The following is a 14,566-nucleotide window of genomic DNA, read 5'->3' on the forward strand; positions in this document are numbered from 1 at the left end:
ACATTCCTACGAGTCCGTGAACAGGTCCGCCCTGTTCGCGGGTACCGCCAGTCCGAGGTGTCGCCAGGCCCGGGCCGTGGCCACTCGACCGCGCGGCGTCCGCATGAGGAAGCCCTGCCGGATCAGGTAGGGCTCCGCGACCTCCTCCACCGTCTCGGTCTCCTCGCCCACGCTCATCGCGAGCGTGGACAGGCCCACCGGACCGCCGGCGAACCGCACGCAGACGGCCTCGAGCACCGCGCGGTCGAGGCGGTCCAGACCGATCTCGTCCACCTCGTACAACGCGAGGGCGGCCGCGGCCACGTCGGGGGTGATCCGGCCGGACGTCTTCACCAGTGCGTAGTCGCGGACGCGGCGCAGCAGGCGGTTGGCAATGCGGGGCGTGCCGCGGCTGCGGGTCGCGATCACCTCGGCGGACTGCTGGTCCAGGTCCACCCCCAGCAGCGACGCGCTGCGCCGGACGATGCCGACGAGGTCGCGCGCGTCGTAGTAGTCCAGCTGTCCGGTGAAGCCGAAGCGGTCGCGCAGCGGCCCGGGCAACAGGCCCGCGCGGGTCGTGGCCCCCACGAGCGTGAAGCGCGGGATCTCCAGGGGGATCTCCGTGGCACCCGGCCCCTTTCCGACGATCACGTCGACGCGGAAGTCCTCCATCGCGAGGTAGAGCATCTCCTCGGCCGGCCGGCTCATCCGGTGGATCTCGTCGAGGAAGAACACCTCCCCCTCGGTCAGGCCCGACAGGATCGCGGCCAGGTCGCCGGCGTGCTGGATCGCCGGCCCTGAACTGATCCGCAACGGCGCACCGACCTCGTTGGCGATGATCATGGCCAGCGTCGTCTTGCCCAACCCCGGTGGCCCGGAGAGCAGGACGTGGTCCGGCACCGCGCCGCGGTGCTGGGCGGCCGCCAGCACCAGACCGAGTTGTTCGGCCACCCGGGGCTGGCCCCGAAACTCGGCGAGCGTGGGGGGACGGAGGGCACCGTCGACCACCTGGTCGTCGGAGTGCTGGTGCGGATCCAGCGGGTCGTCGACGAGCTTCGCCATCAGCGGGCCAGGCTCTTCAGCGCGGCGCGCATGATCTCCCCGATGCCCATCGAGGGATCCTCCTCACGGAGGTGCGCGACCCGCTCAACCGCGGCGTGGGCGTCCTTGCTGTTCCAGCCGAGCGATTCGAGGCCGGACGCCACCTGCTCGCGCCAGTCCTCGACGGGCAGGGCGCGCGCCCCGCGCGACAGGTCCGGGACGGCGCCCAGCCCCTGCACCTTGTCCTTGAGCTCGATGATCATCTTCTGCGCACCCTTGGGGCCGATCCCGGGCACGCGCGTGATCGCGGCCACGTTCCCCTGGCTGATGGCGACCCGCAGTTCGTCCGGAGGCAGGACCGACACGATGGCCTGCGCGATCTTCGGGCCGATCCCGGAGGCGGTCTGCACCAGCTCGAACGCGTCCCGCTCGTCGGCCTCGGAGAAGCCGTACAGGGTCAGCGAGTCCTCGCGGACGACGAGGGACGTGTGCAACAGGGCCGGCTCCCCCACCCGGACGGACGAGACCGTGGCGGGCGTGCACAGGGCACGCACCCCGAAGCCGGCGAGGTCGAGCACCACCCAGGTGCCGCCCACCGACACCACGGTGCCGGTCAACTGCGCGATCATGCCTTCGTCCCCCTCATCCCAGTCGTCTCTGCGCGGCCCGGGCGCGCGCCAGCGCCTGCCCCATGGCCAGCTCCCGGCGCACCTGCGCCTGGTTGATGCGGGCGATGGCCGGAGCCCGCCACAGGTGGCAGATGGCCAGCGCCACGGCGTCCGCCGCGTCGGCTGGTCTGGGCGGGGCGTCCAGCTTGAGGATGCGCATGACCATCTGCCCGACCTGCGCCTTGTCCGCCCTGCCGTTGCCCGTGATGGACGCCTTGACCTCGCTCGGGGTGTGCTGCGCCACCTGGAGCCCGGCGCGGGTCCCGACCAGCAGCACCACGCCGGACGCCTGGGCCGTGCCGATGATCGTGCTCACGTCGCGGCGGGCGAAGACGCGCTCGACGGCGATGGCGTCGGGACGGTACTCGGCCAGGTACTGGACGAGGCTGCGCTCGAGGGAGGCGAGGCGCTGCCCCACCTCCAGGTCGGCCGCCGTGCGGACGACGTCGGCGAGCAACAACGCCGGCTGGCGGCCGGAATCGCCCTCGATGATGCCCACCCCGCAACGGGTCAGGCCGGGGTCGATCCCGAGCACGCGCATGGCATCACCGATTCCTTGGTCTGGTCGAAGGGCCGAACGTATGTTCGGATCCTAACGTCAGTCCTCCAAGGACTCGAGGATCTCGTCCGGCACGTCCTCATTGCTCCAGACGGCCTCGACGTCGTCGACCTCCTCGATCGCGTCGAGCAGCTTGAACAACTTCTCGGCGGCTTCCTTGGAGTCGATCGCCTGCTCGAACTGCGGGCGGAACTCCAAGTCGGCCGACTCGTAGTCGATGCCGGCGTCCTGGACGGCCTTGCGCACGTCCACCAGGCTGGCGGGGTCGGCGACGATCTTGAAGGTCTCGCCCTCGTCCACGATGTCCTCGGGGCCGGCCTCGAGGGTCGCCTCCATGAGGTCGTCCTCGGTCACGACCTTGTCGGCCGCCTTCTTGTCGGCGCCGGGCTGCACCTTCTTGACCTCGACCACGCCCTTGCGGTCGAACACGCGCGCGACCGAGCCCATGTCGGCGACCGTGCCGCCGTTGCGGGTGATCGCCACCTTGACGTCAGACGCCGACCGGTTGCGGTTGTCGGTCAGGCACTGGATGAGGATCGCCACGCCCGCGGGGCCGTAGGCCTCGTAGGTGATCTCGTCGTAGGAGACCGAGTCGTTGCCCTCACCGCCGCCGCGCTTGACGGCCCGGTCGATGTTGTCGTTGGGGACCGAGTTCTTCTTCGCCTTCTGGATGGCGTCGTACAGCGTGGGGTTGCCGGCCGGGTCGGGGCCCCCGAGGCGCGCAGCCACCTCGATCTTCTTGATCAGGTTGGCGAAGAGCTTGCCGCGCTTGGCGTCGATCGCGGCCTTCTTGTGCTTCGTGGTGGCCCACTTGGAATGCCCTGACACGGGTCTCCTTAGTGCTCGTCTCGTCTGGTCCAGCGGTCATTCTATCCCTGACCGCGCAGCACTCTGCCCCCTCGGGTCATGGCCGGGGGAAGCGGCTCAGCCCTCCGCCACCTGCAGGGCATCCTCCAGGGTGAAGTTCCCGACGTACAGGGCAGTGCCGATGATCGCCCCCGTCACGCCCTGGGGCACCAGCGTGCGGAGGGCGCGCAGGTCGTCCAGCGAGCTGATGCCGCCGGAGGCGATGACGTCGGCGTCCGTCATGGAGGCGACCTCCTCCAGCAGTTCCAGGTTGGGGCCGGTCAGCATCCCGTCGGAGTTCACGTCGGTCACCACGAAGGTCTGGCAGCCCGCGTCGCTCAGCCGCTCGACCGACTCACGCCACGACCCGCCCTCGCGGACCCACCCGCGCGCCGCCAGGTTGTCGCCCTTCACGTCGATGGCGACGCCGATCTGGTCGCCGTACCGGGCGATGATGCGCTCGACCCACTCCGGGTTCTCCAGTGCGGCGGTGCCGACGTTGATGCGGCGGCAGCCGGTGCCCAACGCGCGCTCGAGGTCGGCGTCCGTGCGCAGGCCGCCGGACAGTTCGACCTGCAGGTCGAGCTGGGCGATGATGTGCGCGAGGAGTTCGGCGTTGGAACCGCGACCGAACGCGGCGTCGAGATCCACCAGGTGCAGCCACGACGCACCGGCGTCCTGCCACCGCTTCGCGGCCGCCAGTGGATCGCCGAACACCTTCTCGGAACCGGCCACCCCCTGGGCCAGTTGGACGGCCTGACCGCCCTGGACGTCGACGGCGGGCAACAGGAACAGCTTGTCATTCACGAGGGCGAGGCTAGCGGACCCGACCCGCTCCCCCGCCCCGGACGTCGACGACTGGACGCCCCACGGCGAGGTCACACGTCAGAGCGTGGCGACCCAGTTGCGCAGCAGCCGGGCCCCGGCGCCGCCCGACTTCTCCGGGTGGAACTGCGTGGAGGTGAGGGGTCCGTACTCGATGGCGGCCACGAAGCGGTCCCCGTCGTGTTCGGTCCACGTCGCGCGGACGCCTTCGGGCCACGCCGCGTCGTGCGCGGCATAGCTGTGGACGAAGTAGAACCGCTGGTCGTCCACGCCCTCGAACAGCGTCGACCCCTCGGGCGGGTGGACCTGGTTCCAGCCCATGTGCGGCAGGCGGGTCGCCTCCACCTGCTCCACGACTCCGGGCAGGATGCCCACCCCGGCGGTCTCCACCCCGTGCTCCACCCCGGCTTCGAACATCACCTGGTGACCCACGCAGATGCCGAGCACGGGGCGTCCGGCGGCGAGGCGCTCGCGGATGATGCGCGGCCCGTCGACGGCCTCCAACCCGGCCATGCAGGCGGCGAAGGCGCCGACGCCGGGGACGACCAGCCCATCGGCGGCGAGCGCGGTCGCGGGGTCGGAGGTCAGCACGACCTCGGCGCCCGTCGCGGCCAGCGCGCGGGTCGCCGAGTGCAGGTTGCCGGACCCGTAGTCCAGGACGGCGACCGTCGTCATGAGCGGTCCCCCATCAGAGAGCGCCCTTCGTGGACGGCACGATGCCCTCGATCCGGACGTCCGGCTCGACGGCGGTGCGCAGCGCCCGCGCCAGGGCCTTGAACTGGGCCTCGACGATGTGGTGCGGATCTCGTCCACGGATCAGGTCCAGGTGCACGCAGAGGCCCGCGTTCAGGGCCAAGGACTCGACGACGTGGTAGGTCATCGAGCCCTGGTACGGCACCCCGGACCCGCCGATGCGCGCGTAGACCTGGACGTCCGGCTCGCCGGTGCACACGACGTAGGGGCGTCCCGCGACGTCGACGACACAGCGGGCCAGCGCCTCGTCCAGCGGGACGATGGCGTCCCCGAACCGGCGGATGCCCGACTTGTCCCCCAATGCCTGGCGCAGCGCCTGGCCGATGACGATCGCGGTGTCCTCGACGACGTGGTGGCCGTCGATGTGGACGTCACCGGTGGCGTCCACGCGCAGGTCGATCAGGGAGTGCTTGCTCATGGCGGTGAGCATGTGGTCGTAGAAGCCGACCCCGGTGCTGATCTGGGAGGTTCCGGTGCCGTCGAGGTCCAGCTCGACGGTGATCGTGCTCTCGCTGGTCGTGCGCTCGATGCGGGCGGTCCGTGCCATCACTGCTCCATCCTCGGGGCGTCGACGGCCGCCAGGGCCGTGTGGAACGCCTCCATCTCCTCGGGTGTCCCCGCGCTCACGCGGAGGTAGCCGCTCGGGCCAGTCTCCCGGACCAGCACTCCCTGCGCCAACAACTGTTCCCACGCCAGGTGCCGGTCGACCCACCGCCCGACCAGGGCGAAGTTGGCGTCGGACTCGACCACCTCGAAGCCCATCGCGCGGCACCGGGCCACCATGTCGTCGCGGGCGACGCGGAGGTCTGCCACGCGGGCGAGCATCTCGTCCGCGTGCCGCAGGGCCACGGACGCCACCGCCTGGGTCTGGGCGGACAGGTGGTACGGCAACCGGACGATCCGGCAGGCGTCCACGATCGCCGGGGCCGCCGCGAGGTAGCCCAGGCGCCCTCCGGCGAAGGCGAAGGCCTTGCTCATGGTGCGACTCACCACGAGGTTGCCGAACCGCGGCAGCAGCGTGAGTGCCGTGGCCTCGGGCGTCCGGCTGAACTCCTGGTAGGCCTCGTCCACCACCACGATGGCGTCCGTGCCGGCAAGCACCTCCTCGATGACCGACAGCGGCGTCGAGGTGCCCGTGGGGTTGTTCGGGGTCGTGATCAGCACCACGGTCGGCTGGTGCTCAGCGATGGCGTCCAGCACCAGGCGGGCGTCAATCGTGAAGTCGTGGCGCCGGGGCACGGTGACGTACGCGGTGTGGGTGTTGCGCGCGTACTCGGGGTACATCGAGTAGGTCGGTGTGAACGTCAGGACGCGGCGTCCGGGGCCGCCGAAGGCGCCCAACACGTGCGTCATCACCTCGTTGGAACCGTTGGCGGCCCAGATGTTCCCCACCTGGAGCCCGTGGCCGAGGTAGTCGGCCAACTGCCGACGCAGCGCGCAGAACTCGCGGTCGGGGTAGCGGTGGTAGGACGCGGCCCGGATGGCCTCGGCCATGTCGTCCAGGGTCGCCGCGGACGGCGGGTACGGGTTCTCGTTGACGTTGAGGCAGACGGGCACGTCGAGCTGGGGAGCGCCGTAGGGCTCCTCGCCGACGAGCTCCGGCCGCAGCGGGAGGTCCGCGAGCGTCGGGTTCGGCTTCACCAGCGATCGGCCCCCTCGACCGACGTGCGCACCGAGATGGCCGCCCGGTGACCGGGCAGGTGCTCCGCGGTGGCGAAGGCCTCGACGGTCGGACCGACCTCGCGCAGGGCCGCCTCGTCGTAGTGGATCAGGTGCACGGTCTTCGTGAACGACCGCACCGTCAATCCCGACTGGAAGCGGGCGGCGCCGGCCGTGGGCAGGACGTGCGTCGACCCGGCCGAGTAGTCACCCAGCGGCACCGGCGACCAGGGTCCGATGAAGATCGCGCCGGCGTTGTTGACCCGGTGCGCGACCTCGTACGCGTCGCGCGTGTGGATCTCCAGGTGCTCGGCGGCATACGCGTCGACGACGGCCAGACCCTGCTCCACGTCGTCCACCAGCACGATCGCCGACTGGGAACCACCCAGGGCGGTCTCGATGCGCTCGATGTTGTCGAGCTGGGCGACCTGCCCGGCGAGCAGGGCGTTCACGGACGCCGCCAACTCCTCGGAGTCGGTGACCAGCACCGAACCGGCCATGGGGTCGTGCTCGGCCTGGCTGATCAGGTCGGCGACGACGAACGCCGGGTCGGCGGTCTCGTCGGCGAGGATGGCGATCTCGGTCGGCCCCGCTTCCGAATCGATGCCCACGAGCCCGCGCAGGTACCGCTTGGCCGCGACGACGTAGATGTTGCCGGGACCGGTGACCAGGTCGACCGGCTCGCACAGGCCCTCGACGCCGTGCGCGAACATCGCGATCGCCTGGGCTCCCCCCACGGCGTACACCTCGTCGACACCGAGCAGGTGGCACAGCGCGAGGATGGTCGGGCTGGGCAGCCCGCCGTTGTCCTTGCTCGGGGGGGTCGCCACCGCCAAGCTGCGGACGCCCGCGACCTGCGCGGGGACCACGTTCATCAGGACGCTGGACGCCAGCGGCGCCAGCCCGCCCGGGACGTAGAGGCCCACGCGGGTGACCGGAACGGTCTTGGTCTCCACCACGGCACCCGGGGCGACCTCGGCGCGCACCAACCCGGGCGTCCCCTCGGTCTCGGCCACGGCGCGACGGCGCCGGATGCTCTCGACCAACGCCGCCCGGACCTCGGCGTCCAGCTCGTCGGCGCAGCGGGCCAGGACCTCGGCGGGAACGCGGAGGTGCTCGGGGACCACGCCGTCGAACTTCTCGGCGAACTCACGCAGGGCGTCCGCCCCACGCTCGGCCACCGCGTCGCAGATGGGCTTCACCACCGCGACGGCGTGCTCGACGTCGAAGGCCCCTCGCGGCACCACGGCGCGGTAGTCGGGGTTCGTTCCTCGGACATCGATCAGGCGCAGTTCCACAAGGGTGATTCTATGGCGTCCATGTTCATCGGCATCGGGACGGTCGCCAACGTGGTCACCGTCGCCAGCGGCGCGGTCATCGGGCGACTGCTGGGAGACCGCATCCCCGAGCGGACGAGCCACACCATCACCGACGTGCTGGGGCTCATCACGTTCGTGCTGGGCGTTTCCTCGGCACTGACGATGTCGTCGCCGGCCCTGACCGAGGCCGTGGGGCCCGGTGCGCCGATGCTCATCGTCCTCGGGTCGCTGCTGATCGGAGCCGTGGTCGGGTCGGCGCTCCGCATCGAGGAGCGGCTGGAGTGGGGCGCCGGCTGGCTGCGCCGCCGGTTCGCCGGCACCGGTGACGCTGGAACGTTCGTGGACGCCATCGTCACCCCCACGCTGCTGTTCTGCATCGGCCCCCTCACGATCCTGGGGTCGCTGTCGGACGGCCTGGGCCGGGGAGCCGACCAACTCCTGGTCAAGTCGGTGCTGGACGGCTTCGCCGCCGTCGCCTTCGCCAGCACCCTCGGCTGGGGCGTCCTCTTCTCCGCGGTCGCCGTCGGCATCCTGCAGGGGGGCCTCACGCTGGCCGCGTACCTGCTCGGGGACCTGTTCACGATGGCGCAGATCGACGCCCTGACAGCGACGGGCGGCGTGATGCTGATGGCCCTCGGCGTCCGTCTGCTCAAGCTGAAGAACATCCCGGTCGGCGACATCCTGCCCGCCCTGGTCTTCGCGCCCGTGCTGGTCGTGCTCGTGGAGACGTTCCGCTGATGGCGCGCCGCGGGCGCAGTGGCGGCACGCCTGCGACGGAGGCCCTCCTCGCCGCCGGCATTCCCTTCGAGACGGTCGAGTACACCCACCACGACGACGCCACCGACTTCGGCGCCGAGGCGGCCCGCGAGACGGGCCTCGATCCCACGCACCTCTTCAAGACGCTCGTGGTGACCACCGGGCCGCGCCAATGGGCCGTCGGCGTCGTCCCCGTGGCCGGACGGCTCGACCTGAAGGCTCTCGCGAGCGCGCTGGGCGCCAAGAAGGCGGAGATGGCCGATCCAAGGGCCGCGGAACGCTCGTCGGGCTACGTCGTCGGCGGGGTCTCCCCCATCGGGCAGCGGACCCCTCTGCCGACGGTGATCGACGCGTCCGCCGAGGGCCTGCCCACGATGTACGTCTCGGGCGGCAAGCGCGGCCTCCAGATTGCACTCGCGCCGGCCGACCTCGCGGCGGTGACCGGGGCCACCTTCGCGCCGATCGCCCGCTGACCTACTTCTCGTCGAACGCGACGGCCAGCGCCTGGCGTCCCTCGGCCAGCGCTGCCGTGCGGCGATCGAGCTGGGCGTCGCGCAGGACGCGCCACACGCCGGTGTCCGGATCCGCGGACGCCTCGCGCGCGACCGTGGCGATCAGGTCGGTGGCCACCGCCGTGTCCTGCAGTTCCCCGAAGGCCTCCGTGACGTCCTCCCAGACCTTGACCTCCGCGTCCAGCCCCGGAATGGCATCGGCCATCGCCTCGGTCGCGTACCGGACGGCCTTGGCCGCCTTGCGGATCTCGTGCCAGTGCTCGAGGTGGTGCGGGTCGGCCTCCGCGCGCTTGCGCAGCTTCTTGACCTCGCGGATCGCCTGGGCGCGTTCACCCGGGAGCACCGCACCCGCTGCCCGGCGGGCTCGCTTGCTCAAGGGCGGGTTGACCAGCATGTCCAGCAGGGTGCCGCGCAGCGCGTCCGCGCGGGTGCTGTCGAGCGCCTCGACGAGCGCGGCGTGGGCGCGGTCGTGCGCGGACGCGAGGTGGCCCAGGATGCCGTCACGCACCTCGGCGGGGACGTCGTCTGCCAGCTCCGCCAAGAGGTCGCCGAACTCCTCGCGCAGCACCTCGGCGTCCCGGGGTGCGCCCAGCGCCCCACCCAGCCACTTCAACTCGCTGAGCAGCGGCTCGGTGCGCTCCGCGTCGAACAGGCGGTGGAAGGTCTTCATCAGGCTGCGCAGGCGACGCGTGGCGACGCGCGCCTTGTGCACGTGGTCGGGGGCATCGACGCGGATCCCGGCCTCCAGTGCCTGGAGCACGCCGACCTGGCGCGACGCCCACGTCAGCAGGACGTCACGCGCTGGAGCCTCAGGGTCGGTCGGTGTCCGGAGTCGGGGAACCGCCGCGAGGCCGCGCGCGATCTTGGACGTGTGCGGCGCAGGCTCGGCACCGGCGGCCACCAGTCGGGCGACGAGGGCGTCCAGCAGGAACACGGGGGCGGCGGGTTCAAGTTCGACCTCAACCTCGGACCAGCTCTCCGTGCCCGCCGAGGTGGTGGATTGCACGGCATCACGGGCCAGCGTCGCGACGGGGACGCCGTCCAGTGCGAGCGACGTCTCGACGCGGTCGGTTCGGACGAGGGCGATCGGTACCACGGCCGCCAGGCCGGTGACCTCACGGACCTCTTGGCGCATCTCGTCGGGGATGTCCGGCTCGTCCGGGGCCCACACCTCGGTGCGCCCGGCGCCCGACGCCGGCCTCTTCAGGTGCCAGCCGTCGTCCTTGCCGCCGACGCGGCGGCGGAGCGACCAGCCGGCGTCCGCGAGGAGGCAGGCCAAGGTGTCGTGGTAGGTCGCCTCGAGGTCGAAGTGCCGGGTACCCATCACCTCGACGAGGCCGTCGAAGTCGGGGGCGAAGTCAGCGGGGGCGGTGAACTTACGCTCCACCTCGATGGTGCGATCAGGCATCCTCACTCACCCTTTCCGGTGCCGGTTGCGGCTGGTCCGCGGACTCGACCGACCTGTCCATCTCGGGGCCCAACGAGGCGGCGAACAGCGGCACCGCAACGGCGGCGAACACCCAGATCGCCAGAGCCGAAGGCGCCATCAGCCGGAGCGCGACGGGCACCCGGTCGCCCGGCTGGGCGGCGGCCAGGCGTTCGGCGAACGGCCCCGGGCCGAACGCCTCCCCCAGCCACCAGCACGTCAGCCCGCCGACGATCGCCAGCGCTGCGGTGATGACCGCGACGGGCCAGCCGATCCGACGCAGGCGCACCCAGGCCGCGACGCCGATGGCGAGACCCCCGACCAGAGCCAGGACCGAATACCAGAACGTCGCCGAGACGACCTCGGTGCGTTCCCAGTCGGTCATCTCGGCGTGCCCGTCGGGGAAGACGGTCCACCGCGGGAGGACCGAGAGGTTGGCCCACAGCAGCGCCGAGACGGCGCCCACCAAGAGCGCCAGCGCGGTGAGCACGAGCGCGCGGCTCACGGTGCTGCGGAACCCCATGACCGGAATGCTAGGCGCTGACACTGGACGGTCCCAACAGTGCCTTGAGGTCGGCGATGAGTGACCCGCTCTGCTGGACCCGCAGGCGGTCGTCCAACTTCCAGATGGTGGCCCGCTGGGGGCTCACGAGTCTCACCCGCACCTCTTGGGTGCCGGGGTGCTGGCGGAGCGTGAACTTGAGCTGCTCCACCACCTCGGGGGTGCAACGTGCGGTCGGCAGCGAGATCGTGACGGGGCCCGTCGGTCCGGCACTGACGTCCGGGAACGTCACGTCGGACGCCGTCAGCTCGACGGATTCGTCCCGCTCACGCAGGCGGCCCTTGATGCGGACGATGACGTCCGTGCCCAGGGACATCGCCACCGGCATGTAGGCCTTGTTGAAGACCATGACCTCGATGGAGGCGTCCAGGTCCTCCACCGTGAGGATGGCCCAGACCTTGCCGTCCTTGGTCTGCTTGCGCTGGATGCCGGTGATCATGCCGCAGATGGTCACCACACCTTCGCGCGGCCCGTCCTCCCCCGTCAGTTGTTGGATGCCGAGGTCGCGGTTCGCGGCGACCACGTGCTCGAGCCCGTACAGCGGGTGGTCGCTCACGTAGAGCCCGAGCATCTCGCGCTCGAACGCGAGCTTCGTCGCCTTCTCCCACTCCGGCAGGTCGGGCACGGGGCTGGAGGCCAACGCGCCGGCGTCCGACCCATCGGCGCCGAAGAGGTCGCCGAACAGGTCGTCCTGCCCCAGCGCCTGGTTGCGCTTGAGCGAGACGACCTCGTCCACCTTCTGCTCGAAGACCTCCATCACGCCGCGTCGGGTGTGGCCGAGCGAGTCGAACGCGCCGGCCTTGATGAGGGACTCGATGACGCGCTTGTTGCAGACAACGGCCGGCACCTTGTCGAGGAAGTCGTTGAAGTCGCGGGCTGCGCCACGCTCAGCGCGGGCCTGCATGATGCCGTCCACGACGTTGTTGCCGACGTTGCGGATGGCGCCCAGCCCGAAGCGGATGTCGGTGCCGACCGGGGTGAAGCGGCCCTGGGACTCGTTGACGTCGGGCGGCAGCACCTTGATGCCCATGTGGCGGCACTCGGCCAGGTAGATCGCGGACTTGTCCTTGTCGTCGCGCACCGACTCCAGGAGCGCGGCCATGTATTCCGCCGGGTAGTGCGCCTTGAGGTAGGCGGTCCAGTAGGACACCACCCCGTAGGCGGCCGCGTGCGACTTGTTGAAGCCGTACGCCGAGAACGGCACCATCGTCTCCCACAGGGCGTTGATGGCCGTCGAGGAGAAGCCGTTGGCCTTCATGCCGGACTCGAAGTTCACGAACTCCGCGTCGAGGACCGACTTCTTCTTCTTGCCCATCGCCCGACGGAGCAGGTCTGCGGCACCGAGGCTGTACCCGGCCAGCTCCTGCGCGATCAGCATGACCTGCTCCTGGTACACCAGCAGGCCGTAGGTCTCGCCCAGCAGCTTGTCGAGCGGTTCCTCCAGCTCGGGGTGGATGTGCGTGACGGGCTGCTGGCCGTTCTTGCGCATCGCGTAGTTGACGTGCGTGTTCGTGCCCATCGGGCCCGGACGGTAGAGCGCGCCGAGCGCCGTGATGTCCGCGAACTTGTCCGGCCGCATGAGCCGGCACAGGGCTCGGTAGCCCGAACCATCGAACTGGAACACGCCCAGCGTGTCACCGCGTGCCAGCAGCTCGTAGGTCGCGGTGTCGTTCGGTTCACGGGCCAGCGCGTCCAGGTCGAGGTCCACCCCGGCGTTGATCTTCACGTTCTTGACGGCGTCATCGAGGATGGTCAGGTTGCGCAGGCCCAGGAAGTCCATCTTGACCAGGCCGAGGCTCTCGCAGCTCGGGTAGTCGAACTGGGTGATGATCTGGCCGTCCTGCTCCCGCTTCATGATCGGGATGACGTCCATCAGCGGCTTGCTCGACATGATGACGCCGGCGGCGTGGACGCCCCACTGGCGCTTCAGGCCCTCGATGCCGCGCGCGGTGTCGACAACTTCCTTCACGTCGGGGTCGGCGTTGTAGAGCTCCCGGAACTCCGTGCCCTCGCCGTAGCGGTCGTGCTCGGGGTTGAACACGTCTGCGATGGAGACGTCGTGGCCCTGCTGCGCGGGCGTGTAGACCTTGGTGATCTGGTCACCCAGCGCGTATGGCTTGCCGAGGACGCGGCCCGCGTCCTTGATGGCCTGCTTGGCCTTGATGGTGCCGTAGGTGACGATCTGGCAGACCCGGTCGTCGCCGTACTTGTCGGTGACGTACTGGATCACCTCGCCCCGGCGACGCTCGTCGAAGTCGACGTCGAAGTCGGGCATCGAGGGGCGTTCCGGGTTGAGGAACCGCTCGAAGATCAGGCCGTGCGGGACGGGGTCGAGGTCGGTGATGCGCATCGCGAAGGCGCACATCGAGCCGGCGCCCGAGCCACGGCCCGGACCCACCCGGATGCCGTTCTCCTTGGCCCACTTGATGTAGTCGGCCACGACAAGGAAATACCCGCAATATCCCTTTTGTGCGATAACCGTCTCCTCGTACTCCGCCTGCTGGATGGCGTAGTCGGGGACCCCGTCGGGGAAGCGCGCCTCGAGTCCGCGTCGCACCTCCTTGTGGAACCAGGACTCCTCGGTCTCCCCCGCCGGCACCGGGAACTCGGGCATGTAGGTGCCCGTGCCCTCGTCGAACGTCACCTCGCACCGCTCGGCGATGGCCAGGGTGTTGTCGCAGGCCTCGGGCAGGTTGCTGAACAACTGCCGCATCTCGGTCGGGCTCTTCAGGTAGTAGCCCGAGCCGTCGAACTTGAACCGGCCGGGCGTGTCCTTGTTCGAGCCCGCGCTGACGCACAGCAGCGTGTCGTGGTCCTCGGCGTCCGAGGCGCGCACGTAGTGCAGGTCGTTGGTGGCCACCAGCGGCAGGGCCAACTCCTTGGCGAGGCGCAGCAGGTCCTGGCGGACCCGGTTCTCGATGTCGAGGCCGTGGTCCATCAACTCCACGAAGAAGTTGCCCTTGCCGAAGATGTCGCGGAACTCCGCCGCGGAGGCGACCGCCTGCTCGTACTGGCCGAGGCGCAAGTAGGTCTGCACCTCGCCCGAGGGGCACCCGGTGGTGGCGATGAGCCCCTTTCCGTACCGGTTGAGCAGCTCCCGGTCGGCGCGCGGCTTGTAGAAGAACCCCTCGAGCGAGCTCATCGAGCTGAGCCGGAACAGGTTGTGCATGCCCTCGTTGTCGGACGCCCACATCGTCATGTGCGTGTAGGCGCCCTTCGACGCCACGTCATCACCCGTGCCGTCGCCGAACTGGACGCGCTTGCGCTCGCTGCGGTGCGTCTTCGGCGTCAGGTACGCCTCGAGACCGATGATCGGCTTCACCGAGCTGCCCTTGGCCGTCCGATACCACTCGTAGGCGCCGAACACGTTGCCGTGGTCGGTCACGGCCAGCGCGGTCATGCCCATCTGTTCGGCGCCCTTGACGAGCTCCTTCAGGCGCGCGGCGCCGTCGAGCATCGAGAACTCTGAATGGCAGTGCAGGTGAACGAATTCGTCGCCCATGTGTGTGGTCAACCTCCCGGGTCCCCCACCCTAGCTTGGGCCGGTGACAGTTCCGGACACGCCTCACCCGGTTGGTGCGACACTCCATCCGTTGACCCGGCGCGTCCGGACCGCGAAACTCAGCGGGGGCCCACGAGGCCGACCCCTGGACCGAAGGAG

At 70.3% G+C, this 14,566-nt stretch carries 14 protein-coding genes; 2 read left to right on the forward strand and 12 right to left on the reverse strand.

All coding sequences use genetic code 11. The features are described 5' to 3' along the window. Nucleotides 1-6 precede the first annotated feature (6 nt). The 9 genes from ruvB to hisD form a co-directional block, all read right to left on the reverse strand. A complete protein-coding gene (gene ruvB / locus AC5YDV_RS03800) occupies nt 7-1,041 on the reverse strand; it encodes a Holliday junction branch migration DNA helicase RuvB (protein ID WP_496184039.1) in 1,035 nt (344 codons plus the stop codon). Beyond that, complete coding sequence (gene ruvA / locus AC5YDV_RS03805) at nt 1,041-1,649, reverse strand: Holliday junction branch migration protein RuvA (RefSeq protein WP_496184040.1); 609 nt, start codon at nt 1,647-1,649, stop codon at nt 1,041-1,043. The genes ruvB and ruvA overlap by 1 nt, the downstream gene beginning before the upstream one ends. A gap of 13 nt (nt 1,650-1,662) precedes the next feature. Further along, nucleotides 1,663-2,229: a crossover junction endodeoxyribonuclease RuvC gene (ruvC, locus tag AC5YDV_RS03810; RefSeq protein ID WP_496184041.1), complete on the reverse strand. Its 567-nt coding sequence runs from the start codon at nt 2,227-2,229 to the stop codon at nt 1,663-1,665. A 57-nt stretch (nt 2,230-2,286) separates the two neighbouring features. Further along, nucleotides 2,287-3,075, reverse strand: a complete 789-nt coding sequence (locus AC5YDV_RS03815) for a YebC/PmpR family DNA-binding transcriptional regulator (RefSeq protein WP_496184042.1) — start codon at nt 3,073-3,075, stop codon at nt 2,287-2,289. A gap of 96 nt (nt 3,076-3,171) precedes the next feature. Beyond that, nucleotides 3,172-3,900: a bifunctional 1-(5-phosphoribosyl)-5-((5-phosphoribosylamino)methylideneamino)imidazole-4-carboxamide isomerase/phosphoribosylanthranilate isomerase PriA gene (gene priA, locus AC5YDV_RS03820; RefSeq protein ID WP_496184043.1), complete on the reverse strand. Its 729-nt coding sequence runs from the start codon at nt 3,898-3,900 to the stop codon at nt 3,172-3,174. Nucleotides 3,901-3,978: 78 nt separating this feature from the next. Further along, nucleotides 3,979-4,593 (reverse strand): imidazole glycerol phosphate synthase subunit HisH, encoded by a 615-nt coding sequence (gene hisH / locus AC5YDV_RS03825; protein WP_496184044.1) that lies wholly within the window; start codon nt 4,591-4,593, stop codon nt 3,979-3,981. Between the two features lie 13 nt (nt 4,594-4,606). After that, the gene (gene hisB, locus AC5YDV_RS03830; RefSeq protein WP_496184045.1) at nt 4,607-5,218 is read right to left on the reverse strand and encodes an imidazoleglycerol-phosphate dehydratase HisB; all 612 of its coding nucleotides are present in this window, start codon (nt 5,216-5,218) and stop codon (nt 4,607-4,609) included. After that, nucleotides 5,218-6,315 carry a histidinol-phosphate transaminase gene (locus AC5YDV_RS03835; protein WP_496184099.1) on the reverse strand — a complete coding sequence of 366 codons (1,098 nt, stop codon included), beginning with the start codon at nt 6,313-6,315 and terminating at the stop codon, nt 5,218-5,220. Before AC5YDV_RS03835 ends, hisB begins: the two co-directional genes overlap by 1 nt. After that, on the reverse strand, nt 6,309-7,622 hold the full coding sequence (gene hisD, locus AC5YDV_RS03840) for a histidinol dehydrogenase (RefSeq protein WP_496184100.1): 1,314 nt from the start codon (nt 7,620-7,622) through the stop codon (nt 6,309-6,311). The genes AC5YDV_RS03835 and hisD overlap by 7 nt, the downstream gene beginning before the upstream one ends. Before the next feature lie 18 nt (nt 7,623-7,640). On the opposite strand from hisD, the gene AC5YDV_RS03845 reads away from it, so the two are divergent. Further along, nucleotides 7,641-8,387, forward strand: coding sequence for a DUF554 domain-containing protein (locus AC5YDV_RS03845; RefSeq protein WP_496184046.1), 747 nt, complete (start codon nt 7,641-7,643; stop codon nt 8,385-8,387). Beyond that, on the forward strand, nt 8,387-8,878 hold the full coding sequence (ybaK, locus tag AC5YDV_RS03850; RefSeq protein WP_496184047.1) for a Cys-tRNA(Pro) deacylase: 492 nt from the start codon (nt 8,387-8,389) through the stop codon (nt 8,876-8,878). Before AC5YDV_RS03845 ends, ybaK begins: the two co-directional genes overlap by 1 nt. Before the next feature lies 1 nt (nt 8,879). Here the strand turns inward: ybaK and AC5YDV_RS03855 are convergent, their stop codons facing one another. Genes AC5YDV_RS03855 through dnaE form a run of 3 tightly spaced genes read right to left on the reverse strand, consistent with a single transcriptional unit; the run spans nt 8,880 to nt 14,407 of the window. Then, the gene (locus AC5YDV_RS03855; protein WP_496184048.1) at nt 8,880-10,325 is read right to left on the reverse strand and encodes a CYTH and CHAD domain-containing protein; all 1,446 of its coding nucleotides are present in this window, start codon (nt 10,323-10,325) and stop codon (nt 8,880-8,882) included. Beyond that, nucleotides 10,318-10,866: a hypothetical protein gene (locus AC5YDV_RS03860; RefSeq protein WP_496184049.1), complete on the reverse strand. Its 549-nt coding sequence runs from the start codon at nt 10,864-10,866 to the stop codon at nt 10,318-10,320. The genes AC5YDV_RS03855 and AC5YDV_RS03860 overlap by 8 nt, the downstream gene beginning before the upstream one ends. A 10-nt stretch (nt 10,867-10,876) precedes the next feature. Next, nucleotides 10,877-14,407, reverse strand: coding sequence for a DNA polymerase III subunit alpha (gene dnaE / locus AC5YDV_RS03865; protein WP_496184050.1), 3,531 nt, complete (start codon nt 14,405-14,407; stop codon nt 10,877-10,879). Nucleotides 14,408-14,566: the final 159 nt, after the last annotated feature.

The sequence above is a fragment of the Propioniciclava sp. LT432 genome, from assembly GCF_059515965.1.